This window comes from Pseudomonas sp. ES1, from assembly GCF_050586605.1.
Lineage (GTDB): Bacteria > Pseudomonadota > Gammaproteobacteria > Pseudomonadales > Pseudomonadaceae > Aquipseudomonas > Aquipseudomonas sichuanensis.
In genome coordinates, this window is sequence record NZ_JBOBDM010000021.1 from 50216 (window position 1) to 72835 (window position 22620).

Below are 22620 nucleotides of genomic sequence, written 5' to 3' on the forward strand. Positions count from 1 at the left end.
GTTTTCCTACGTCGCACGTCTGATTGTTGAGATTGATTTTCATTACTAGAAATCGCCAACAGAAGACGAGACGCGCAGTGAGCACGCACCCCGCACAACCCCGCCGGCCCCTGAGCCGCATCGCCCTGGCCAGCAGCCTGGCCATTGGCGCCTTGAGCCTGCCGATGGGGATCGGCCTGGCCCAGGCCGCCACGTCGCCGAACAGCACAAGCCGCAGCCTTGTGCAGTTCGACATTCCCGCCCAGCCGCTCGACAGCGCAGTGCTGGCCTATGCCGAGCAGTCCGGTGTGCAGGTGTTCTATGACAGCCGCAAGCTGGTCGGCCTGTACAGTGAAGGGCTGCGCGGTGGCTACAGCGTGGAAGAGGGCCTGCGCCTGCTGCTGCGCAACATGCCGGTGCGCTACCACTTCAGCGCCGCGGGGCAGGTGGGCCTGGAGCGGCTCGAAGAGTCCGGCGCGGCCCTGGAACTGGGGGTCACCCAGGTCGAGTCCAGCCGTGACGGTGACTGGGTGTACCAGGCGCCACGTTCGGCCAGCGTGATCACCCGTGATCAGATCGACAAACGCCCGCCACGCCATGCCGCCGACATGCTCGAGCAGACCGCCGGGGTGTACACCGCAGTCAACCAGCGCGATCCGGGCCTGTCGGTGAACATTCGCGGCGTGCAGGACTACGGCCGGGTCAACATGAATATCGACGGCATGCGCCAGAACTTCAGCGTCAATGGCCACCAGCAGCGCAATGGCACGATGTTCATCGACCCGGAGTTCGTCAGCAACGTCGAGATCGAAAAGGGCAGCCAGTCCGGCATGGGCGGCGCGGGTGTGCTCGGCGGCATTGCCAGCTTCAACACCTTGAACGCTGCCGAGTTTCTCGGCCCGGGCAAGGAGATGGGCGGCCGGATTCGTGCCGGGCATGGCATCGGCGAGCTGGGCAACGGTACCTATTTCAACGGCAGCGGCGTGTTCGCCTTCGGCAACGAAGTGGGTGACCTGCTGCTGGGCATGAGCGAGCGCCACTTCGGCAACTACCGCGCCGGCACCAACAACAAGGACAACCTGGGCACCGAAATGCGCCTGCGCAAGTTGTTCCCGCGGGCCTGGGACAACTGGATCGAGTCCGAGGTTGGCGACATGGGCACGGTGACCCGCTCGAACCTGATCAAGGTGGGCCTGAACCTGCCCGAAGACCAGCGCCTGCAACTGAGCTACATGGAAACCGACACCGACAGCAAGGACGCCTGGACCTGGCTGGCCTCAGACCTCAACTCGTTCTACTACCGGCGCACCGCCAGCAGCGACATCAACGCGAAGAACTTCGGGCTCGACTACAGCTATGCGCCGGACAACGACCTGATCGACTTCAAGGCCAAGCTGTATTTCGTCACCACCCGCCAGGACCGCTGGAACAACAGCAATACCGCCAGCGTCGGCAGCGGCAACTTCTACGCCGACTACAACGATCACTTCCAGACCGACACCTGGGGCCTGCAGGCGCAGAACACCTCGCGCTTCTATTTCGGCCAGAGCAACCTGCTGAGCTTCAACTACGGCGCCGAACTGTTCCTGGACACCTTCAAGCCGAGCAGCGAGCGCATCCCCGCGCCGAGTGAAAGGGACAACCCGTTCATCGCCGGGGCCGACCCGGAAGGCAAGCGGGCCATGGGCAGCCTGTTCGGCAACCTGTCGTTCGAGCATGACGGCTGGCTGACCCTGGATGCCGGCCTGCGCTACGACCGCTATCGCCTGACCGGCAAGACCGGGTTCACCACCTGGGCCTACCCGATCGGTGTTACGGGCGTGGACGTGCTGCGCGAGCAAACCGAGTTTGCCTATGACGTCGAGCGCGAAGAGGGGCGCTTCTCGCCGACCTTCGGTATCGGCGTCAAGCCGGGGCTGGACTGGTTGCAGCTGTACACCCGCTGGGGCCGCGGCTGGCGCCCGCCGGCCGTGACCGAAGCGTTCATGAGCGGCAAGCCGCACGGCGGCGGCAACGAGCTGGTATACCCCAATCCGTTTCTCAAGCCCGAGCAGTCGCATAACTGGGAAGCCGGTTTCAACATTTTCAAGGAATCGCTGTTTCGCGATGGCGACCGCCTCGGCGTGAAGGTGGCCTACTTCGATACGCGGATCGAGAACTTCTCGTACCTCGACTACAGCGTCGACCTGCCCAGCACCGACATCACCGGGCTGTCGCTGGGCAACAGTGCCTACACCAACAACCTTGAAGGCACCAACTTCCGTGGCGTGGAGTACTCGCTCGACTACGACAACGGCCGCTTCTACACCCAGCTCAGCTACACCCACATGATCGGCAGCAACGAGTTCTGCTCCAAGCAGCTGTACATGGGCGGCGGTGTGCAGCGCAACGACGCCGGCATGATCGACACGGTGATCGACTTCGGCGGCTTCCCGATCCCGGTGACCTTGCCGGCCTACAACTTCAGCGAGGGCCAGGCGATCAATGACCAGGTCAGCTGTGGCGAGATCATGGGCAACGCCGCCTACATGCCGTCCGACCGTGGCGCGTTGACCACCGGCCTGCGCTTCTTCGACAACACCCTCGATGTCGGCGCCCGCCTGCGCTACAGCGCGGGCCGGGGCGAGCACCTCAACAGCCAGGGCTACGGCAACCTGGAGAAGGCCCGCTGGCCGGAATACAAGGTCTACGACCTGTATGCCAGCTACTGGGCGACCCCGCAGCTGAACATTGCCCTGTCGCTGGAAAACGTCACCGACGAGGCTTACTTCGTGGCCATGGGCGACGCCAACAACCTGTCCCTGGCCCGTGGCCGGACCCTCTCCGGCATGCTCGAGTACCGTTTCTGATTCACCAGGTTCGCCCACTGTCGGGCAACACGAAGGCGTTGGACGCCTTCGCTCTCAACTGCAACGCAATGAGGAAATGCAATGTCTCTGTCCGTTACCTACTCGGCTTCCTTCGCCAACTTCACCGTTGACCAGTACCTCTCGGCCTGGGCCACCGGTTTCAAGACCGCTGCCCACAACGCCAGCAACACCGGTGGCTTCAACGAGGGCGGCACCGATGGCAGCCAGTACGCCATTCGCGGCACCAATGGTTCGAACTTTGCCGTGATCGCCGAAAGCGACACCCCGACCGGCCTGCACTACGTCTGGAATGCCTCGCTGCCGGCCGGCGACAACCAGAACCACTACCTGTACGGCGAGCTGGACACCGTGACCCTGGGCAACACCCTGCTGCGTGACGCCAGCGGCAACTACAGCGTGCAGGCGCTGGCCGTGAGCTTCGACGGCCTGGACCTGAACGCCGCTCAAGGTGCCGGTCGTGCAGGCAACGACGTGCACAACGTGATCTACAACCTGATGCAGGGCAAGACCAGCGGCCTGGAAACCGTGCTGGACAACCTGCTGGCCGACTACGGCGTGTCCACCAACAACACCTTCGCCCAGATCAACACCGCCCTGGCGGCTGGCCCGGTTGCGGCCTCGGCCGAAGCCGTTGGCGTGCAGGCGCTGCCTGAAGACCTGGCCTTGGCGGCCTGAGCCCAGGCATGAAAAAGCGAATGGAAGGTAACCCTGCCATTCGCTGATTTGTTGCATTTACCCCGCAGCCCGTGTCTTTGCCGGGCCCAGGCTGCGGTGGTGCGAATTCTGTGGCGTCGACCGGCACAAAGCAATCGCCGGTCGGCGCACCCTGTGAGGTTTCCAACGAATGCGAACCGCTCCCGCCACGGCCAACGAAGTGCTGCAGGCGCTCAAGGCCTGCCGTGCCGGACTCGCCAACGTCGCCCTGTTCACCGCGGTGATCAACCTGCTGATGCTGGCGCCGGCACTGTACATGTTGCAGGTGTATGACCGGGTCCTGTCGTCGCGCAACGAGATGACGCTGCTCATGCTCAGCCTCCTGGTGCTGGGCCTGTTCGCCTTCATGGGCGTGCTGGAGTGGCTGCGCAGCCAAGTGGTGGTGCGCCTGGGCACGCGCATGGACATGGACCTCAACCCGCGGGTGTTCGACGCCGCTTATGCGGCCAGCCTGGCGGGGCACAAGGGCGCTGCCGGGCAGATGCTCGCCGACCTGACCAGCCTGCGCCAGTTCGCCACCGGCCAGGCGCTGTTCGCCTTCTTCGACGCACCCTGGTTTCCGGTGTACCTGCTGGTGATCTTCATGTTCAGCCCGTGGCTTGGCCTGATGGCACTGGTGGGCGCGGTGTTGCTGACAGTGCTGGCCTGGGTCAACGAGCGCCTGACCAAGGCCCCGTTCGCCGAGGCGGGCGAGCTGTCGCAGCAGGCTGGCCTTGAGGCCAGCGCCAACCTGCGCAATGCCGAGGTGATCGAAGCCATGGGCATGCTGGGCGTGGTGCGCCAGCGCTGGGCGCGCCTGCACCATGGTTTTCTGGCCCGGCAGAACCTGGGCAGCGAGCGCACCGCGGCGGTCAGCGCGGTGTCCAAGACCGTGCGCCTGGCTTTGCAGTCGCTGGTGCTGGGGCTGGGCGCCTGGCTGGCGATCGAGCAGTTGATCACCCCCGGCATGATGATCGCCGGCTCGATCCTGATGGCCCGGGTGCTGGCGCCGATCGACCAGTTGATCGGCGCCTGGCGCCAATGGAGCGGTGCCCGCCTGGCCTACCTGCGCCTGAGCGAGCTGTTGCGCACGCAACCGCCACGCCCGGCCGGCATGCCCCTGCCGGCACCGTTGGGCAGGCTCACGGTGGAACAAGTGGGCGCGCTGCAGCCGGGCAGCAACCGGCCCTGCCTGAACAACCTGGGTTTCGACCTGGCTGCCGGCGAGTCGCTGGGCATCATCGGCCCATCGGGCTCAGGCAAGTCGACCCTGTCCCGTCTTTTGGTCGGTGCTGCCGCGCCGTCCACCGGCAAGGTGCGCCTGGACGGTGCCGACCTGCGGGTGTGGGAGCGCCAGGCGCTGGGCCGGCATATCGGCTACCTGCCGCAGGATGTGCAACTGTTCGCCGGCAGCATTGCCGACAATATCGCCCGCCTGGGCCCGGTGGACGCCCAGCAGGTGGTGGCCGCCGCGCAAATGGCCGGTGTGCACGAGATGATCCTCAAGCTGCCGGCAGCCTATGACACGGTGCTGGGCGAGGGCGGCAGCGGGTTGTCTGGCGGCCAGCGCCAGCGTATCGGCCTGGCCCGCGCGCTGTATGGGTTGCCGGCATTGATCGTGCTCGACGAGCCCAACTCGAACCTTGACGAGGCCGGTGAGCAGGCGCTGCTCGAGGCCGTCGGCAAGCTGCGTGAGCACAAGCGCACGCTGATCCTGATCACCCACAAGTCGTCGTTGCTGGCGGGCCTGGACAATCTGCTGATGCTGCAGAACGGCCAGCTGCAAGCCTACGGGCCGACCGCCCGGGTGCTGCAGGACCTGCAGCGCGCCGCCCGCCCGGCGCCGGTTGCCGCCGCCCCCGCCACACGCCCGCCCCTTGGCCTGAGCGCCAGCTTCGGCCTGCCAAGAGCCTGACTTCATGACCGTACATGCCGTTAACAAGCGCAAGACCGATGTGCCCGCCGACCCCGACAACGTGCTCAGCCTCAGTGAACATCGCCCCGCCCGGATGGGGCGATGGCTGGTGCTGGCCGGCTTTGGCGGCTTCCTCTTGTGGGCTGCGCTGGCGCCGCTGGACAAGGGCGTGCCGGTGACCGGCAACGTGGTGGTGGCGGGTAGCAAGCAGGCGGTGCAGCACCCCACGGGTGGGGTGATCGAGCAACTGCTGGTACGCGATGGCGAGCCGGTCAGTGCCGGCCAGGTGTTGCTGCGCATGGACCCGACCCAGGCCCAGGCCCAGGTCGGCTCGCTGCGGGTGCAGTACGTCAACGCCCGCGCCGGTGAGGCGCGGTTGCTGGCCGAGCGTGACGGCCTGGCGGGCCTGGCGTTCCCGGAGAGCCTGCAGGCCGAGGCCGGCACGCCCTGGGTGGCCGCGGCCCTGGAGGGCCAACGGCAGTTGCGGGTCAGCCGTGCCCGCGCATTGGACATGGAGCTTGGCGGCATGCGCGAAGGCATCGCCGGCGCCGAAGCCTCGTTGCAGGGCTTGCAGGGCTCACTGGCCAGCAAGCAGGCCCAGCGCGACGCCCTCGACGAGCAACTGCGTGGCCTGCGCGACCTGGCCCGGGATGGCTATATCGCCCGTAACCGGCTGCTCGACAATGAACGCCTGCTGGCTCAGGTCAACGGCTCGATCGCCGAAGACCTGGGCTCGATCGGCCGTACCCGGCGCCAGGTGCTGGAACTCAAGCTGCGCATCGGCCAGCGCCAACAGGAGTTCCAGAACGAAGTGCGTCAGCAGTTGGCCGAGCTGCAAGCCAGTGCCGAGGACCTGGGCAATCGCCTGCGCAGCGCCGAGTTCGAGCTGGCCCACACCCAGGTGCGTGCCCCGGTGGCTGGCACGGTGGTGGGGCTGAGTGTGTTCACCAATGGCGGGGTGATCGCCCGTGGCCAGCAGTTGATGGAGATCGTCCCGGCCGGTGCGCCGCTGTTGGTCGATGCCAGGGCACCAGTGGAGATGGTCGACCGCTTGCGCCCGGGGCTGCCGGTGGAGCTGATGTTCGCTGCCTTCAACCAGAGCACCACGCCTCGGGTGGAGGGGGAGGTGAGCCTGGTGTCGGCTGATCGGCTGGTCGATGAAAAGACCCAGCACCCCTATTACCAGGTACGCATCAAGGTCAGCGAGCAGGGCCTGCAGCAGCTGGCGGGGCTGGACATCCGCCCGGGCATGCCGGTGGAGGCGTTCGTGCGCACCGGTGAGCGCTCGCTGCTCAACTACCTGTTCAAGCCGTTGGCCGACCGGGTGCATGTCGCCCTGGCGGAGGAGTGATGCGGATGCCGCTGTTTGCCCGCCTTGCCCTGCCCATGCTGATCTTCGGTGCCAGCCTGCCGGCGCAGGCGCTTGACCTGGGCGATGCCTATGCCCTGGCCCTGCGCAACGACCCGGCCTGGCATGGGGCGATCGCCGAGCGTGCCGCCGGTGTGGAGAACCTGGCGATCGGCCGTGCCGGCCTGTTGCCCAAGCTGTCGTACCGCTACAACCGCGCGCGCAACGACTCCGAGGTGACCCAGCACAGCCAGTTCGGCAACGTCACCACCCAGCGCGACTACCGCAGCTACAGTTCGACGCTGACCCTGGAGCAACCGCTGTTCGACTACGCCGCCTGGAGTGCCTATCGCCAGGGCGTGGCCCAGGCGGCGCTGGCGGACGAGCGCCTGCGCGGGCGCGGCCAGGAGCTGGTGGTACGGCTGTTCCAGGCCTACAGCGAGGCGTTGTTCGCCAACGAACAGATCGGCCTTGCCCAGGCCCAGCGGCGCACCTATGCCGAGCAGCTGACACTCAATGAGCGATTGCTCAAGGGCGGCGAGGGCACCCGTACCGACCTGCTGGAAACCCGCGCCCGCTTCGAGCTGGCCCAGGCTCAGGAGATCGAGGCCGGCGACAGCCTCGATGCCGCGCTGCAGGCGCTGCAGGCGATCATCGGCGAGCCTGTGACGGTCGAGGACCTGGCACCGCTGGCGACGCGTTTCACGGTCCAGCCACTGACACCGGCACGTTTTGAACCCTGGCGCGATCTGGCCGTGGCCCACAACGCCGAGCTGGCCAGCCAGCGCCATGGCCTGGAGGTGGCCGAGCACAACGTCGAGCGCCAGCGCGCCGGGCACCTGCCGTCACTGAGTGCGTATGCCAGCAGCGGGGTTTCCAGTTCCAGTTCCGAAAGCAGCTACAACCAGCGCTACGACACCGACAGCATCGGCCTGCAGCTGAGCATGCCGCTGTTTGCCGGGGGCGGGGTGTCGGCCTCGGTGCGCCAGGCCCAGGCCCAGCGCGATGCCGCGGGCTTCGAGCTGGATGCCCAGCTGCGCGACACGGTCAACCAGTTGCGCCGGCAGTTCAACCTGTGCGCCAGCAGCACGGCGAAGATCCGTGCCTATGACCTGGCGGTGAGCGCCGCGGGCGCGCTGGTGGAGGCCACGCGCAAGAGCGTGGCGGGCGGCGAGCGGGTCAACCTGGATGTGCTGGATGCCGAGCAGCAGTTGTACAGTGCCCGCCGCGACCTGGCCCAGGCGCGCTACGACTACCTGCGGGCGTGGCTGAAACTGCGCTACCTGGCGGGGGTGCTGGATGCCGGGGACCTGAATGCGCTGAACGGTTACTTTGCCGCCCACGGCTGATCAATCCCAAGAACTGCAAATGACTTGTTGATTTAGCGGGGTCCTGTAGGAGCGGGTTTACCCGCGAAGCAGACGACGCGGTGCAGGGCACCGGCTTCGCCGGTGTTCGCGGGTAAACCCGCTCCCACAGGAAACGCGCCGCGCTTGCGAAATCAGCGATCTGCGCAGGTAAACAAAAAGGGGAGCCGACGATGCGCATCGGCTCCCCTGCGTGATCGCTTCGCTCAGCGATCAGTGCTCGGCAACGGCCTTGCGCCTGGGCGCTTCGTTGCCGTGTTCGTCCAGTTCCATGACCGGCACTTCATTGCCGTCGGCGTCGAACAGCTTGCCATCCTTGAAGTAGTCGCCATCGCGCAGGCACGAGATGTCCGAATACTGGATGGTGCGCTCGTAGGCCGCGGCGAACACCGACTGGTTTTCCGAGTTGCCGGTGGTGAAGTGGTTGAACATCAGGTTGAGCAGGATGGCCATGATCGCCGCCGAGCTGATGCCGGAGTGGAAGATGGTTTCGAACCAGCTCGGGAAGTTGTGGTAGAAGCTCGGCGCGGCGATCGGGATCATGCCGAAGCCCAGCGAGGCGGCGACGATGATCAGGTTGACGTTGTTCTTGTAGTTCACCTTCGACAGGGTGCGGATACCACTGGCGGCCACGGTACCGAACAGCACGATGCCGGCGCCGCCGAGAACCGGGGTCGGGACTGCGGCGATGATGCGGCCCATGATCGGCAGCAGGCCGAGCACCACCAGGATCACGCCGCCGGTGGCGACCACGTAGCGGCTCTTGACCCCGGTCACGGCCACCAGGCCAACGTTCTGGGCGAAGGCGCTCTGGGTGAACGAACCGAAGATCGGCGCCAGGATGCTCGAGGCCATGTCGGCGCGCAGGCCATTGCCCAGGCGTTTGGAGTCGACCTTGGTGTCGATGATTTCACCGACCGCGAGGATGTCGGCCGAGGTTTCGACCAGGGTCACCATGATCACGATGCACATCGACAGGATCGCGGCGATGTGGAAGGTCGGCATGCCGAAGTGGAAGGGGGTGGGGAAGGCGAAGATCGGGCCTTCGGTGACCTTGCTGAAGTCGGTCATGCCCAGCGCCCAGGCGATCAGGGTGCCCGCCACCATGGCCAGCAGGATCGACAGCCGCGAGATGGTCGCGCTGCCCAGCTTGCTCAGCAGCAGGACGATGGCGAAGGTCAGTGCCGCCAGGCCGATGTTGGCCACGCTGCCGAACTCCGGCGAAGCGCTGTTGCCGCCCATTACCCAGCGCGCCGCGACGGGCATCAGGGTGAGGCCGATGGTGGTGATGACGATACCGGTCACCAGCGGCGGGAAGAACTTGGTGATGCGCGAGAACACCGGGGTGATCAGGAAGCCGATCAGCGAGGCGGCCATGACCGCACCCAGCACCGCCGGCAAGCCACCACCGTTCTGGCTGCTGAGGATCGCCCCCATGGTCGCCACACCGGCAAACGAGACGCCCTGCACCAGGGGCAACTGGCAGCCGAAGAACGGCAGGCCGAGGGTCTGCAGCAACGTCGCCAGCCCCCCCGCGAACAACGAAGCCGCAATCAGCAGGCCGATTTCCGCGGGCGCCAGACCGGCCGCCTGGCCGAGGATCAGCGGTACCGCGACGATCCCGCCATACATGGTCAGAACGTGTTGCAGGCCGTAGGCCAGGTTGGCGCCAAGCCCGAGGTTTTCATCCTCGGGGCGTTGGGTGGGAGACGTGCTAGGGGACGTAGTCATGGAGCAGGCTCTCAGCATTTATTGTTGTGGCACTACTGTAGACAGGATGTGGATTCGATTGCTATCAGAATTGTATACAATATTTTGATCCTGACGCGCACAGCGGTGCCTCCAGGGTGCGCTTTTTCTGGATGCAGAATGCGTTCCAACTCGGTAAATGCGGTACTAGAAGGGTGTGTACAAGGGTCGGTGGGGCCCGCACAAAGCTGTCTGGGTAGACAGGAAACACTCCCAGGTCAGTTTGTTAGCAGGCTAAGAGATTTCAATCTTCGATCAATTCACGCAGCTCGCGCATCATTTCGGTGCTGTCGGCCACGTTCAATTCCACCAGACGGTGCAAATGGGTCATCGAATCGATGTCGATATAGAGGCAGATGAAACCCAGGCAGGCTTCCTCTTCATGGCGCAGTTCGACCTGCATTCGCACCTGGGTCGTGCCGTCATCGAGCTTGATGATCGCCTCGAAGTCCTGGGTGAGGTCGGCGTCCCAGGGGGCGGGGCGCTCGATGAGCAAACCCTTGAGCGAAAGATCCAGCAGCTTGGCGGGCCAGCGGCGTTCGCCCTGGCGCAGTTCGGTAGGTGCATCGAAGTTGATGCGTTGGAAGCGGCGGCGCTCGTCGTGACTGCTCATGGGGAAGGTCCTCGGGGGTTCAACCTGACTATAGTGGTTAATGTCGCTGTAGCAGGTACCGCAATCTGGCCGCAGAGGCTCTAGACCAAAGCAAGTGTGGCAATGCGCGATGACACGCCCTAGACTCGATGGGCGGTCTTTCCAATCCACCAGCTGGAAGTAAACCATGAACAACAATAATAGCCTGCTACGCCACATTCCGTGGCTGGCGCTGGCAGTCATAGGGGCCTGCGCGCTGGGTGTGGTAGCCCTGCGGCGCGGCGAGGCAATCAACGCCTTGTGGATCGTGGTCGCGGCAGTGGCCATCTACCTGGTTGCCTACCGTTACTACAGCCTGTTCATCGCCACCAAGGTGATGCAACTGGACCCCCGCCGGGCCACGCCCGCGGTACTCAACAACGATGGCCTGGACTACGTCCCGACCAACAAACACATCCTCTTCGGCCACCACTTCGCCGCCATTGCCGGTGCCGGCCCGCTCGTGGGCCCGGTGCTCGCCGCACAGATGGGCTACCTGCCCGGCACGCTGTGGCTGATCGCCGGCGTGGTGCTGGCTGGCGCGGTACAGGACTTCATGGTCCTGTTCCTCTCCACCCGTCGCAACGGCCGCTCGCTGGGCGACATGGTGCGTGAGGAAATGGGCCGCATCCCCGGCACCATCGCCCTGTTCGGCTGCTTCCTGATCATGATCATCATCCTCGCGGTGCTGGCGCTGATCGTGGTCAAGGCCCTGGCCGAGAGCCCGTGGGGCATGTTCACGGTGATGGCGACCATCCCGATCGCGATGTTCATGGGCATCTACATGCGCTACATCCGCCCGGGCCGCATCGGCGAGATCTCGGTCATCGGCGTGGTGCTGTTGCTGCTGTCGATCTGGCTGGGGGGCCAGATCGCCGCGGATCCGGTCTGGGGCCCGGCCTTCACCTTCACCGGCGTGCAGATCACCTGGATGCTGGTCGGTTACGGTTTCGTCGCCGCCGTGCTGCCGGTATGGCTGGTGCTGGCGCCGCGTGACTACCTCTCTACCTTCCTCAAGATCGGCACCATCGTCGGCCTGGCCATCGGTATCCTGATCATCGCCCCCGAGCTGAAGATGCCGGCGCTGACCCAGTTCACCGACGGCACGGGCCCGGTGTGGAAAGGCACCCTGTTCCCGTTCCTGTTCATCACCATCGCCTGCGGCGCGGTGTCCGGCTTCCACGCGCTGATCTCCTCGGGGACCACGCCCAAGCTGCTGGACAACGAAACCAACGCCCGCTACATCGGCTACGGCGGTATGCTGATGGAGTCGTTCGTCGCCATCATGGCCATGGTTGCCGCCTCGGTGATCGAGCCAGGCGTGTACTTCGCCATGAACAGCCCGGCCGCAGTGGTCGGTGCCGACGTAGCTTCGGTGGCGCAAACGGTCAGCAGCTGGGGCTTCCTGATTACCCCCGAGCAGTTGGAAGCGGTCGCCCGTGACATCGGCGAACACACCATCCTGGCCCGTGCCGGTGGTGCGCCAACACTGGCGGTCGGTATCGCGCAGATCCTGCACCAGGTGCTGCCGGGTGAGAACACCATGGCGTTCTGGTACCACTTCGCGATTCTGTTCGAAGCGCTGTTCATCCTGACTGCCGTGGACGCCGGTACCCGTGCCGGGCGCTTCATGCTGCAGGACCTGCTGGGCAGCTTCGTGCCGGCGCTCAAGCGCACCGAGTCGTGGGGCGCCAACCTGCTCGCCACCGCCGGTTGCGTGGCGATGTGGGGCTACCTGCTGTACCAGGGCGTGATCGATCCGCTGGGTGGTATCAACACCTTGTGGCCACTGTTCGGTATCTCCAACCAGATGCTGGCCGGTATCGCCCTGATGCTCGGCACCGTGGTGCTGATCAAGATGAAACGCCAGCGCTACATCTGGGTCACCCTGGTACCAGCGGTCTGGCTGCTGATCTGCACCACCGCCGCGGGCCTGATCAAGCTGTTCGACCCGAACCCGGCCGTCGGCTTCCTGGCCCTGGCCAAGAAGTACAGCACCGCGCTGGACGCCGGCCAGGTATTGGCCCCGGCCAAGGACATCGGCCAGATGCAGCACGTGATCTTCAACGCCTACACCAACGCCGGCCTGACGATCCTGTTCCTGCTGGTGGTGTTCAGCATCCTGTTCTTCGCCCTCAAGGTCGGCTATGCCGCCTGGGGCCGCAAGGAGCGCAGCGACAAGGAAACCCCGTTCCAGGCTTTGCCTGACGCTTGAGAGGAATGCCGCGATGTTCAACGACTTGAGTCGACTGGGTAAGTACCTGGGGCAGGCAGCCCGCCTGATGGTCGGCATGCCCGACTACGACAACTACGTCGAGCACATGCAGACCAAGCACCCGGACAAGCCGGTGATGAGCTACGAAGCGTTCTTCCGCGAACGCCAGGAAGCGCGCTACGGTGGCAAGTCCGGGCCCAAGTGCTGTTGAACCCGCGACACGTGTGAATCAGTGGGAGCCCGGGCAACCGGGCTCCCACTTTCGTTTTCAGCCCCAGGAGACAACCGCGTGCAAACGCCGATTCCCGTTACCGTGTTGACCGGCTTCCTCGGCGCCGGCAAGACCACCCTGCTCAAACACATGCTCAAGGCCGAGCACGGCCTGAAGATCGCCGTGATCGAAAACGAGTTCAGCGAGGCCGGCATCGACAGCCAGCTGCTGGGCGACGAACCGGTGCAGGTCATGACCCTGGCCAACGGCTGCGTGTGCTGCAGCATCCATGGCGACCTGACCCGCGCCCTGTACCTGCTGCTGGAGCGCCTGGATGCCGGCGAAATCGCTTTCGACCGCCTGGTGATCGAGTGCACCGGCCTCGCCGACCCGGCGCCGGTGGCGCAGACCTTCTTCATCGATGAGGAGCTGCGCGAGCGCTATGTCCTCGACGGCATCATCACCTTGGTCGATGCCGTGCATGCCGAACTGCACCTGACCCAGGCCATCGCCCAGGCCCAGGTCGGTTTTGCCGACCGCCTGCTGCTGAGCAAGACTGACCTGGCCGAACCTGCGGCGGTGGAGGCCCTGCGCGAGCGCCTGGCCCGCATCAACGGCCGGGCGGCGATCCGCGTGGTGGAGCATGGTCGTATCGACCTGGCCGAGTTGCTCGATGTACGCGGCTTCAACCTCAATCCGGAGCTGGGCATCAGCCTGAAGCCGAGCTTGCGCCCCGTGCTCAAGCCCGCGACGCCGGACCGTATCTCGACGCTGGTGCTGCGCACCGAAACGCCGTTGGATATTGATCGTCTCAGCGACTTCATGAACGAGCTGCTGGAGGAGCACGGCAAGCAGTTGCTGCGTTACAAGGGCGTGCTGAACATTGCCGGCGAAGACCGCCGCCTGGTGTTCCAGGGGGTGCTCAAGCTCTATGGCTTCGACTGGGATGCCGAGTGGAAGGAAGGTGAGGCTCGGGAAAGCGTGATGGTGTTTATTGGTGATGAGCTGCCGGAGGAGAAGATCCAGGCAGGTTTCGAGGCTTTGAGTGATGAGTCGGTCAGAAGTGTCTGACTTGTGAATGCCGCCTTATGGCGGCATTTTTTCCACCTCAAGGTCTTCATGAGAGTGGGTCAAATGAATCTTCACATCGGGTCGAATTTCGATGACTTCTTTTTGGAAGAGGGTTTAGCTGAGGCGGTGATGGAGCCAGCCTTGAAACGGGTGCTCATCTGGCAACTGATGCAAGCCATCAAGCGCTGTCATGCATTAAGACGCGACGGGGCAAATGCCGAAGCAGAAACGCCTCGGCCCGCTAGAACTATTAGCGGGATTAGCGTGGAGACTGCTAGTTGTGTGACGTAACAGTTGTTTTGCCTATGAGATCGAGCGCGGCAAGATTCTCGCCAAGCGCCCACAAAAAAGCCCGGCACATGGCCGGGCTTTTTCACATCAGCGGTCTGCCAATCAGTTGCCGTACACCGGCAGCTTCTTGCAGATGGCCTTGACCTTCTCACGCACGGCGTCGATCACCGCTTCGTTGTTCAGGTCGGCCAGGATGTCGCAGATCCAGCCGGCCAGCTCTTTGCACTCGGCCTCTTTGAAACCACGGGTGGTCACGGCCGGGGTGCCGAAACGCAGGCCCGAGGTGACGAACGGGGAACGTGGGTCGTTCGGCACCGAGTTCTTGTTGACGGTGATGAAGGCCTTGCCCAGGGCGGCGTCGGCGTCCTTACCGGAGATTTCCTGCTTGATCAGCGACAGCAGGAACAGGTGGTTCTGGGTGCCGCCGGAAACCACGTCGAAACCGCGCTCGATGAACACCGAAGCCATGGCCTGGGCGTTCTTCACTACTTGCTGCTGGTAAGCCTTGAACTCAGGTTGCAGGGCTTCCTTGAAGCAGATGGCCTTGGCGGCGATGACGTGCTCCAGCGGGCCGCCTTGGGCGCCCGGGAAGACGGCGGAGTTCAGCTTCTTCTCGATGTCGGCGTTGGCACGGGCCAGGATCAGGCCGCCACGTGGACCGCGCAGGGTCTTGTGGGTGGTGGTGGTGACCACGTCGGCGAACGGCACCGGGTTCGGGTACACGCCAGCGGCAACCAGGCCGGCGACGTGAGCCATGTCGACGAACAGGTAGGCACCGACCTTGTCGGCGATTTCGCGGAAGCGTGGGAAGTCCAGCACTTGCGAGTAGGCAGAGAAGCCGGCAACGATCATCTTCGGCTTGTGCTCGACCGCCAGGCGCTCGACTTCGTCGTAGTCGATCAGGCCGTTGCCGTCGATGCCGTACTGGATGGCGTTGTACAGCTTGCCCGACGAGCTTACCGAAGCACCGTGGGTCAGGTGGCCACCGTGGGCCAGGCTCATGCCCAGGATGGTGTCACCGGCCGACAGCAGCGCCAGGTAGACGGCGGCGTTGGCCTGGGAGCCGGCGTGCGGCTGGACGTTGGCGTAGTCGGCGCCGAACAGCTCTTTGGCGCGGTCGATGGCCAGTTGCTCGACCACGTCGACGTACTCGCAACCACCGTAGTAGCGCTTGCCTGGGTAGCCTTCGGCGTACTTGTTGGTCAGTACCGAACCCTGGGCTTCCATGACGGCGGGGCTAGTGTAGTTTTCCGAAGCGATCAGCTCGATATGCTCTTCCTGGCGCAGGGCTTCTTGCTGCATGGCTTCGAAGAGCTCGGCGTCGTACTTGGCAATGGTCAAATCACGGCTGAACATGGCGGTCCTCAAGGATCGGGCTGGATTGGGGGGGCATTCTAACCGATTGATTCGCGCCTGGCATATGAAGTGGCATCAAGTCGCGGACCAATGGGGCTCATGTTGCAGGCCGCGCCGTGTCTGGGTTGGGCGGAAATGAGAGTTGACCCTTGGGTCCGTTTTTAGATGCGCATTTCAGTCGCGACGATGTACCTGTGGGAGCGGGTTTACCCGCGAACACCGGCTAGGCCGGTGCCATGTACCGTGTGGCCTGCTTCGCGGGTAAACCCGCTCCCACATGGGTCGCACCAGACTGCAGCAGCTCACTGGAACATGAACAACGTCTCGTTGCTGAACTGCGCCTCGAACTGGTTGGCCGGCATCGGCCGGCCGAACAGGTAGCCCTGCACCTCGTCGCAGCCATGTTCGCGCAGGAATTCCAGCTGCTCGTGGGTTTCCACGCCCTCGGCGATCACCGCCAGGTTGAGGCTGTGGGCCATGGCGATGATCGCCCGGGCGATCTGCGCATCCTGCTCGCCCTCGGGCAGGCCGTCGACGAAGGTGCGGTCGATCTTCAGCACGTCGATGGGGAACTGCTTGAGGTAGTTCAGCGACGAGTAGCCGGTGCCGAAGTCATCGACCGCGATGCTCAGGCCAAGGTTCTTCAGGCTGTCGAGGATCTGCATGGCCTCGTGGACTTCACGCATCAGGATGCTTTCGGTCAGTTCCAGCTCCAGGCATGCCGGCGGCAGGCCGGTTTCTTCCAGGATGGTGGCGATGCGCGTGCCAAGCTGGCCATCGGAGAACTGCCGGGCCGAGATGTTCACCGACACTTTCGGCACCCGCACCTTGGCCAGGTGCCAGGCCTTGAGCTGGCGGCTGGCCTCGCGCAGCACCCAGTCGCCGACGTCCACCACCAGCCCCAGCTCCTCGATCACCGGGATGAAGTCGCCCGGCGGTACCAGGCCGCGGGTCGGGTGGCGCCAGCGCAGCAGCGCCTCGGCGCCGGTCAGGCGCTTGCCGTCGCCGCTGAACTGCGGCTGGTAGTAGAGGATGAACTCGTTCTGCTCCAGGGCGTGGCGCAGGTCGCTCTCCAGCTCCAGGCGCTCCAGGGCGCTGGCGTTCATGTCTGCCTGGTAGAACTGGAAGTTGTTCTTGCCACGCTCTTTGGCGTGGTACATGGCGGTGTCGGCGTTCTTCATCAGCTGGCTCAGCTCGCTGCCGTCCTGAGGGCTGAGGGCGATGCCGATGCTGGCGGTGACGAAGAACTCGCGGTTCTCTAGCACGAACGGGGTGACCAGGCTGCCGAGGATGTTCTCGGCGACGTGGATGGCGCGGTTGAGCGCCAGTTCGCGGGTTGCCTTGGGTTGCAGCAGTAGGGTGAACTCATCGCCACCCATGCGCGCCACGGTGTCGTCGTCGTCGACACAGGCCAGCAGGCGCTCGGCCATGTCCTTGAGCATGCGATCGCCCGCAGCGTGGCCGAGGGAGTCGTTGATCGGCTTGAAACGGTCGAGGTCGAGGAACATCAGCACCACCCAGGCCTTTTGCCGTTCGGCCTGCTGCAGAGCGGTGTACAGGCGGTCCTGGAACAGCGTGCGGTTGGGCAGGTGGGTGAGGGCGTCGTAGTAGGCCAGGCGGTGGATGCGCTGTTCGCTGGCCTTGCGCTCGCTGATGTCGGTGAAGAAGCACACGTAGCTGGCCAGGTCGCCTTCGTCGTCGAGTACCGCGGTGATGCCGACCCAGGCCGGGTAGTGCTCGCCGTTGCGGCGCTTGAGGAACACTTCGCCTTCCCAGCTACCGCGCTGGTTGAGTTGTTTGAGCACGTAGCCCAGGTGAGCGTCCTGCTGGTGTTCGACGGTGAGCATGCCCGGCAGCTGGTCGAGCACTTCGGCGACCGCATAGCCGCTGACCCGGCTGAACGCCTCGTTGGCCTGGACGATGTAGCCGGCCGGGTCGGTGATCAGAATCGCCGAGGTGGAGTGCTCGAATACCGTGGCCGCCATGCGCAGGTCCTTCTCGGCCCGGCGCTGCTGGCTGATGTCGCGGCCCACGCCGAGTACGCCCTCGAAGCGCTCATGCTCGTCCCACACCAGCACCAGGCGCAGCTCGATGGGGATCTTGCGGCCGTCGGCGCGCAGGCAGTCGAACAGGAACAGTTGCGTGGGCAGGGTGGTGCGCAGCAAGGCCAGTTGCTGGTTGTCGCCGAGAGCCTTGCTGACCCGTTCCATCAGGGCATAGACGCCGCTGAGCTGGGCCGGGTTGGCGACGATCGACTGCCAGCCGTTGGCGAAGATCCAGTCGGCCGGGTAACCGAGCACCGCCTGCGCCGAAGGGCTGACGTAATTGAGCTGCAACAGGCTGTCGGTGGAGAAGATCACGTCGCTGATGCTTTCGGCGAGCATGCGGTAGCGCTGCTCGCTGTCGCGTAGCGACGCGCTGGCCTCGATCTGCACGGTGACGTCCTTGCCCACACCGATGATGCGGGTGATCAGGCCGTCGCTGTCGCGGGTCAGCACTTGCTCGCGAATTTCATAGCAGCGCCAGCCGCCGTCGCGGTGGCGGAAGCGCAGCTGGCAGTACAGCGATTGTTCACGGTTGCTGTCCAGTTGTTGCCGGCGCAGCGTTTGATAGTGCTCGGCGTCCTCGGGGTGCAGCAGCAACTCCCAGAAACGCTCGCCCATCTGCGCCAGCTCCGCGCGGTCATAGCCCAGGGTCTGGCCGAGGTGGCGGTTGCTGAAAATCATCCGCTGGCTGTGCACGTCCTGCACGTAGAGCTGGTCGGGCACGGTGCGGACCACGTCCGACCAGAAACTCTCGCGTTCGAGCAACGACAGTTCCACCTGCTTGCGGCTGGTGATGTCGCTGATGCTCAGGATCACCGCCTGGAAGTCGCGGCGCTGCTGCGGCAAGCGCACCATCAGCCACAGGTGCAATTCGCCGCCCAGCGGGGCTGGCAGGCGCACTTCCAGTTCGAGCTGGCTGCGTTCTTCGATCAGCGCGTCGATCAGCTGCATGCCGACGCTGTCGCGACTGTCGCCGCTGCCGTCGATCAGGCGCTGCCAGGCGCCTTCATTGCAATCGACGTTGAGCAGTTGGCGGGCGACCTGGTTGATTTCGGTGATCTTCAGCTCGGCCAGCAGCGAGCGGCGCAGGTTCGGGTCCAGGGCCAGGCTCTGCTTGAGCGCGGCGCGGTTGCGCAAGTGATAGCGGTCGAGCTGGCCGGGCAGGCTCGAGAGGTCGAGCACGCACAGGGCCACGCCGGTGCCCTCGAAGATTTCCCGATAACGCCGTCGGTCCTCCTGCAGGGCGCGCTGGCGGCGGCGCATGTTGATCAGCGCCAGTACCGGCAGCAGGGCGCAGAACAGCACCAGCACGCATTTGCCGATCAGTGCCGGGAGCAGCTTGCTGCGGGCCAGGCCGGCGTCGAACAGGCCGCGCAGCTGCCAGCTGCTGTTGTCGATGTAGGCCAGCATCACGCTCTGCAGCGGCTCGTCGCTGGTGGTCGTCGGGCCGTGGCGCTCGATCACCTCGCCGTTGCGGCTGTTTTCCAGCAACCACAATGGGTGGCCGGGGCCATCCAGGTGTTGGGCCAGTTCCTGGTAGTAGTCGGGGCTCAGGCGCAGCAGCCAGTAGCCGCGGTCCTGCTCGGCGGGTTGGCGCAGCAGCAGGTAGACCCATGTGTTGTCAGGGCTGTTGGTATAGAAGAAGGCGCGCCCCTGGTTGAGTTGCAGGAGCTCGTCAATCAGTGGGCGATCGTCGCTGCCGGCCAGGGTATCGACCAGGGTCTGGCCATTGCTGTCCAGCCAGGCCAGCTGCTGCAGGGCAGGCAGGCGCGTCTGCAAGGTTTCGAGCAGGGTTGGCAGGGCGGCGGGCGCCGGAGTTTTGACGTAGGGCTGGACCAGGTTCAGCGCTTGCTGTGCCTTGAGCGCCATGTTCAGGCCCAGATGGTCGGCCAGCTCGGCGCTGGTCGTCAGGCTTTGCTGGCGAAGGTCAGCCTGGGTGTGGCGGAACTGGGTGAACAGTTGCCAAAGCAGCAGGCCCAGCAATACCAGCGCCAGCAGGGCCAGTGCCCCTTTCAACGAACCGCGCAGGTGGCTGCCGGCCTTGGCAGCAGCGGGGCGCAGGGATGACGGATGCGTGAGATTGGTCAAGCGTTGGTCCTGCGATTGGGCTGACGGCAGGGAGGGCGCATGCACGGCGCATGCCGTGGCCAGGCAAGCTGCCGGGCGCACTATAAGCCGCCAATGTGAAGCCGCCTAGCATGCCTTCAAACATGGCAAAGTGCCAGTGGGTGTGATCGCAGCTGGTCCTGCCGGTTCGGCAAGCCCCTGCATCCTGTGCGAGAATGCCGGCCGCTTCATAGTCAACGCATCGGAGAAGTAAGGTTTTGGTTACCCACTATTCCACCAATGGTCTTGATTCTGCCTGCGGACGCAGCAGTCAGACCCTGGTCAGCACTGCTGCGGCCGAGGACGTATCCTGCAAGACCTGCCAGCGCTCGCTGGCCAAGCCGGACGCGGCTGCTGCCAGCCTGAACAAGACGCCGTCGCTGGCCGAGCTGCGCAAGTCGGCCAAAGCGGCCAAGGCCGCCGCTGAGCCTGTTGCCGAAGTTGCCGTGCAGCCGCTCGCCAAGCCTGCCGCCGCACCCGTCAAGGCGGTGAGCAAGCCGATCACCAAGCAAGCCGACAAGCCTGCACGCAGCGGCGCCTTCAGCGTCAAGTCGGCCTGGGCCGCACGCCTGGCCGAGCAGTCGGACCGTTGCCGCCTGCCGCGTGGCAAGGCCAGGCAGTCGCACGTCTGAGTCCTGCCGGACCCTACTGACCTCATCGCGGGCTTGCCTGCGATGGGGTCCTGACAGCCCATCGCTGTCACTCCAGCCCCAAGGGCTCGGCCAACGAGCGACCACTCTGTGCAATGTCTCAGCTTGGCGTAGAATGGCCCACTTTGTTCAATGACACCCCGTAAACACATCCCCCGGGCAACCGCCTCGGGCGTACGTCGATGTCTTTACCTATCTGATAGAGGGCTTGGTTTTGGCTCAATACGTCTACACCATGCATCGGCTGAGCAAGGTCGTGCCGCCGAAGCGGGAAATTCTCAAGAATATTTCCCTGTCGTTCTTCCCGGGCGCCAAGATCGGCGTGCTCGGCCTGAACGGCGCGGGTAAATCGACGCTGCTGCGCATCATGGCGGGCGTCGACAAGGAATTCGACGGCGAAGCCCGTCCGATGCCCGACATCAACGTCGGCTACCTGCCCCAGGAGCCGCAGCTGGACCCAACCAAGACCGTGCGTGAAGTGGTCGAGGAAGCGGTCAGCGTGATCAAGGACGCCCAGGCCCGCCTGGACGAGGTCTACGCCGCCTACGCCGACCCGGATGCCGACTTCGACAAGCTGGCCGCCGAACAGGCCAAGCTCGAAGCCATCCTGCAGGCTGCCGACGGCCACAACCTGGAGCGCCAGCTGGACGTCGCCGCCGACGCCCTGCGCCTGCCGGCCTGGGATGCGAAGATCGAGCACCTGTCCGGTGGTGAAAAGCGCCGCGTGGCCCTGTGCCGCCTGCTGCTGTCGGCCCCCGACATGCTGCTGCTGGACGAACCGACCAACCATCTGGACGCCGACTCGGTGGCCTGGCTGGAGCGCTTCCTGCACGACTTCCCCGGCACCGTGGTGGCGATCACCCACGACCGTTACTTCCTCGACAACGTCGCCGGCTGGATCCTCGAACTGGACCGCGGCGCCGGTATTCCGTACGAAGGCAACTACTCGGGCTGGCTGGAGGCCAAGTCGGACCGCTTGGCGCAGGAATCCAAGCAGCAGAGCGCTCACGAAAAGGCCATGAAAGAGGAACTGGAGTGGGTGCGCAAAGGCGCCAAGGCCCGCCAGTCCAAATCCAAGGCTCGTCTGCAGCGCTTCGAAGAGATGCAGTCGCAGGAGTTCCAGAAGCGTTCCGAGACCAACGAGATCTACATCCCGGCCGGTCCGCGCCTGGGCGACAAGGTCATCGAGTTCAAGAACGTCACCAAGGGCTACGGCGACCGCGTGCTGATCGACAACCTGTCGTTCGCCATGCCCAAGGGCGCCATCGTCGGCGTGATCGGTGGTAACGGTGCCGGTAAATCGACCCTGTTCCGCATGCTGATGGGCAAAGAGCAGCCGGACTCGGGCAGCATCGAGATCGGCGAAACCGTGCAACTGGCCTGCGTCGACCAGAGCCGCGAAGACCTGGACGGCAACAAGACCGTGTTCCAGCAGGTGTCCGACGGTTCCGACCAGATCCGCATCGGCAACTACGAGATCCCGTCGCGCACCTATGTCGGCCGCTTCAACTTCAAGGGCGGTGACCAGCAGAAGTTCGTCAAGGACCTGTCCGGTGGTGAGCGTGGCCGCCTGCACCTGGCCCTTACGCTGAAAGAGGGCGGCAACGTCCTGCTGCTCGACGAACCGTCCAACGACCTCGACGTCGAAACCCTGCGTTCGCTGGAGGAGGCCCTGCTGGACTTCCCGGGCGCCGCCATCGTGATTTCCCACGACCGTTGGTTCCTGGACCGTGTGGCCACCCACATCCTGGCGTACGAAGACGACTCGAGCGTGGTGTTCTTCGAAGGTAACTACACCGAGTACGAAGCCGACCGCAAGAAGCGCCTGGGCGATGCCGCTGCCCAGCCGCACCGTGTGCGTCACAAGAAACTGGCCCAGTAAGCCGGTTTTAGCTGCACAAGAATGGGGCCCTATGCGGCCCCATTTTTGTGCGTGATCGAAAAGTGGGGCTGGCTTCTTCGCGGGTAAACCCGCTCCTACAGGTCCGGCACTGGCAGTGAAATGGGTGCAGTCCTTGTGGGAGCGGGTTTACCCGCTAAGAGGGCGACGCGAGAGTAATTTTGTATACAGTTATATAAAACGCACCAAATAATTTCATAAAAACGACATTGCGCCCTGTTCC

At 64.6% G+C, this 22620-nt stretch carries 14 protein-coding genes; 10 read left to right on the forward strand and 4 right to left on the reverse strand.

Going from position 1 to position 22620, the window contains the following annotated elements; genetic code table 11:
* The first annotated feature begins 164 nt into the window (after window positions 1–164).
* From ACQ4N9_RS11195 to ACQ4N9_RS11215, 5 genes are all read left to right on the forward strand, one after another.
* Window positions 165–2828, forward strand: a complete 2664-nt coding sequence (locus ACQ4N9_RS11195) for a TonB-dependent receptor (RefSeq protein WP_390970284.1) — start codon at window positions 165–167, stop codon at window positions 2826–2828.
* Between the two features lie 81 nt (window positions 2829–2909).
* Window positions 2910–3524 (forward strand): heme acquisition protein HasA, encoded by a 615-nt coding sequence (locus ACQ4N9_RS11200; protein ID WP_125465595.1) that lies wholly within the window; start codon window positions 2910–2912, stop codon window positions 3522–3524.
* 169 nt (window positions 3525–3693) lie between these two features.
* Window positions 3694–5457, forward strand: a complete 1764-nt coding sequence (locus ACQ4N9_RS11205) for a type I secretion system permease/ATPase (RefSeq protein WP_390970209.1) — start codon at window positions 3694–3696, stop codon at window positions 5455–5457.
* Window positions 5458–5461: 4 nt separating this feature from the next.
* On the forward strand, window positions 5462–6808 hold the full coding sequence (locus tag ACQ4N9_RS11210; protein ID WP_390970207.1) for an HlyD family type I secretion periplasmic adaptor subunit: 1347 nt from the start codon (window positions 5462–5464) through the stop codon (window positions 6806–6808).
* A gap of 5 nt (window positions 6809–6813) precedes the next feature.
* Window positions 6814–8154, forward strand: coding sequence for a TolC family outer membrane protein (locus tag ACQ4N9_RS11215; protein ID WP_390970205.1), 1341 nt, complete (start codon window positions 6814–6816; stop codon window positions 8152–8154).
* Between the two features lie 231 nt (window positions 8155–8385).
* Here ACQ4N9_RS11215 and ACQ4N9_RS11220 read toward each other — a convergent pair whose 3' ends face one another.
* Together ACQ4N9_RS11220 and ACQ4N9_RS11225 are read right to left on the reverse strand one after the other, a co-directional pair.
* Window positions 8386–9903, reverse strand: coding sequence for a nucleobase:cation symporter-2 family protein (locus ACQ4N9_RS11220; RefSeq protein ID WP_390970203.1), 1518 nt, complete (start codon window positions 9901–9903; stop codon window positions 8386–8388).
* Window positions 9904–10165: 262 nt separating this feature from the next.
* Window positions 10166–10534 (reverse strand): PilZ domain-containing protein, encoded by a 369-nt coding sequence (locus ACQ4N9_RS11225; RefSeq protein WP_390970201.1) that lies wholly within the window; start codon window positions 10532–10534, stop codon window positions 10166–10168.
* 166 nt (window positions 10535–10700) lie between these two features.
* On the opposite strand from ACQ4N9_RS11225, the gene ACQ4N9_RS11230 reads away from it, so the two are divergent.
* The 3 genes from ACQ4N9_RS11230 to yjiA all read left to right on the forward strand — a co-directional run bounded on the left by ACQ4N9_RS11230 (window position 10701) and on the right by yjiA (window position 14049).
* A complete protein-coding gene (locus ACQ4N9_RS11230) occupies window positions 10701–12767 on the forward strand; it encodes a carbon starvation CstA family protein (protein WP_110994697.1) in 2067 nt (688 codons plus the stop codon).
* 13 nt (window positions 12768–12780) lie between these two features.
* Window positions 12781–12978, forward strand: coding sequence for a YbdD/YjiX family protein (locus tag ACQ4N9_RS11235; RefSeq protein ID WP_110994698.1), 198 nt, complete (start codon window positions 12781–12783; stop codon window positions 12976–12978).
* Window positions 12979–13056: 78 nt separating this feature from the next.
* Window positions 13057–14049: a GTPase gene (gene yjiA / locus ACQ4N9_RS11240; RefSeq protein ID WP_390970198.1), complete on the forward strand. Its 993-nt coding sequence runs from the start codon at window positions 13057–13059 to the stop codon at window positions 14047–14049.
* A gap of 393 nt (window positions 14050–14442) precedes the next feature.
* On the opposite strand, the gene glyA is transcribed toward yjiA, so the two are convergent.
* Both glyA and ACQ4N9_RS11250 read right to left on the reverse strand, forming a co-directional pair.
* Window positions 14443–15696: a serine hydroxymethyltransferase gene (glyA, locus tag ACQ4N9_RS11245; RefSeq protein WP_033701398.1), complete on the reverse strand. Its 1254-nt coding sequence runs from the start codon at window positions 15694–15696 to the stop codon at window positions 14443–14445.
* Window positions 15697–15998: 302 nt separating this feature from the next.
* Window positions 15999–19829, reverse strand: coding sequence for a sensor domain-containing protein (locus ACQ4N9_RS11250; RefSeq protein ID WP_390970195.1), 3831 nt, complete (start codon window positions 19827–19829; stop codon window positions 15999–16001).
* A gap of 236 nt (window positions 19830–20065) precedes the next feature.
* Between ACQ4N9_RS11250 and ACQ4N9_RS11255 the strand changes: the two genes are divergently transcribed.
* Window positions 20066–20479, forward strand: coding sequence for a hypothetical protein (locus tag ACQ4N9_RS11255; RefSeq protein WP_390970193.1), 414 nt, complete (start codon window positions 20066–20068; stop codon window positions 20477–20479).
* A 232-nt stretch (window positions 20480–20711) separates the two neighbouring features.
* Window positions 20712–22379, forward strand: a complete 1668-nt coding sequence (gene ettA / locus ACQ4N9_RS11260) for an energy-dependent translational throttle protein EttA (RefSeq protein ID WP_110996559.1) — start codon at window positions 20712–20714, stop codon at window positions 22377–22379.
* The last annotated feature ends 241 nt before the right edge of the window (window positions 22380–22620 follow it).

Bases quoted from the DNA above. Each gene is read 5' to 3' on its own strand.
- ACQ4N9_RS11235 (WP_110994698.1), top strand. From the start codon at position 12,781: ATGTTCAACGACTTGAGTCGACTGGGTAAGTACCTGGGGCAGGCAGCC.
- ACQ4N9_RS11210 (WP_390970207.1), top strand. From the start codon at position 5,462: ATGACCGTACATGCCGTTAACAAGCGCAAGACCGATGTGCCCGCCGAC.
- ACQ4N9_RS11215 (WP_390970205.1), top strand. From the start codon at position 6,814: ATGCCGCTGTTTGCCCGCCTTGCCCTGCCCATGCTGATCTTCGGTGCC.
- ACQ4N9_RS11220 (WP_390970203.1), bottom strand. From the start codon at position 9,903: ATGACTACGTCCCCTAGCACGTCTCCCACCCAACGCCCCGAGGATGAA.
- ACQ4N9_RS11195 (WP_390970284.1), top strand. From the start codon at position 165: ATGGGGATCGGCCTGGCCCAGGCCGCCACGTCGCCGAACAGCACAAGC.
- glyA (WP_033701398.1), bottom strand. From the start codon at position 15,696: ATGTTCAGCCGTGATTTGACCATTGCCAAGTACGACGCCGAGCTCTTC.
- ACQ4N9_RS11225 (WP_390970201.1), bottom strand. From the start codon at position 10,534: ATGAGCAGTCACGACGAGCGCCGCCGCTTCCAACGCATCAACTTCGAT.
- ACQ4N9_RS11205 (WP_390970209.1), top strand. From the start codon at position 3,694: ATGCGAACCGCTCCCGCCACGGCCAACGAAGTGCTGCAGGCGCTCAAG.
- ACQ4N9_RS11230 (WP_110994697.1), top strand. From the start codon at position 10,701: ATGAACAACAATAATAGCCTGCTACGCCACATTCCGTGGCTGGCGCTG.
- ACQ4N9_RS11200 (WP_125465595.1), top strand. From the start codon at position 2,910: ATGTCTCTGTCCGTTACCTACTCGGCTTCCTTCGCCAACTTCACCGTT.